This window comes from Taklimakanibacter deserti, assembly GCA_003574785.1.
In genome coordinates, this window is sequence record QORU01000037.1 from 1 (window position 1) to 1,269 (window position 1,269).

2 protein-coding genes are annotated in these 1,269 nt (G+C 68.8%); both read left to right on the forward strand.

Annotated features, from left to right (window positions below; genetic code table 11):
• A partial coding sequence (locus DS839_RS35770; RefSeq protein ID WP_438816563.1) for a Mu transposase domain-containing protein occupies positions 1-696 on the forward strand: 696 nt, incomplete at its 5' end.
• On the forward strand, positions 689-1,269 hold a 581-nt coding region (locus DS839_RS35775; RefSeq protein WP_119275347.1), incomplete at its 3' end, for an ATP-binding protein. The genes DS839_RS35770 and DS839_RS35775, both read left to right, overlap by 8 nt.

Here is a 1,269-nt window from a genome sequence, read left to right on the forward strand (position 1 = left end):
CAGGCCTTCCTCGATGAGGTGACCACCGCGATCAACCGCCGCAACGCGGCCCGGATCACCGTCGAGCGTGGCGCGCTGCAGCCACTGCCCAGCCGGCCCGGTACCGACTACAGCGAGGTGACGGTGCGCGTCACTACCTCCAGCACCATCCAGGTGCGCAAGGTGCTCTACTCGGTGCCGTCCCGGCTGATCGGCGAGAACCTGCGGGTGCACCTTTACGATGATCGCTTGGTGCTGCATCACGCACAGCAAGCATTGCTGACGCTGAGGCGGCTGCATGCCACGCCGGAAAGCGGCCGGTTGCGGGTCATCGATTACCGCCATGTGATCGGCTGGCTGGTCCGCAAGCCCCGGGCGCTGGCGGGGCTGACGTTCCGCGACGACCTGCTGCCGAGTGCGGAGTGGCGCGAGCTGTACGCCCGGCTGACCGCCGCCTTGCCGGTCGCCGAGGCCTGCAAGCGCATCGTTGGCGCTCTGGCGTTGGCCGCCGAGCAGGACCAGGCCGGGGCGATCGCCAGTTACTGGCTGAGCGCCCTGGCGCGCGGGAAGAGCCCGACGCTGGCCGAGCTCCAGGCCCGCTTCGCCGCCACGCCGAGCGCCACGCTGGTTTTCCCCCAGGTGACTCAGCATGACATCGCCAGCTACAACCATCTGGTGCCCAGCGTGCCGACCACAGAGGTGGGCTGCCATGCCTGATGCCCAGACGTTGCCGCTGCTACTGCGACAGCTCCGCCTGCCCACCATGGCCGCCTGCTGGCCCCAGCTGGAAACCCGCGCCCGAGCCGAAAACTGGAGCCTGCCACAAACACTGGCCGCCCTATGCGAGCACGAGCTGGCCGAGCGTGAGCGACGCCGGCTGGCCCGGCACCTCAAGGAGGCCCGGCTGCCGGTGGGCAAGACGCTGGAGTCCTTCGAGTTCGACGCCATCGCGGCCGAGCAGCGCCGGCAACTGAGCGCCTTGGCCGGCGACACGCAGTGGGTCGACCAGGCGCACAACCTGCTGCTGTTTGGGCCCTCCGGCGTCGGCAAGAGCCACGTGGCGGCCGGGCTCGGGCATACGCTGGTCGACCAGGGTTACCGGGTGCGCTACGCCACCGCCTCAAGCCTGGTCCAGGAGCTCCAGGCTGCCAAGCAGGCACTGCGCCTGAGCGACTCCCTGATCAAGCTCGACAAGTACGCCGTGCTGGTGATCGACGATATCGGCTACGTCCAACGCAGCGAGGCCGAGACGTCAGTGCTGTTCGAGCTGATCGCCCATCGCTACGAGTC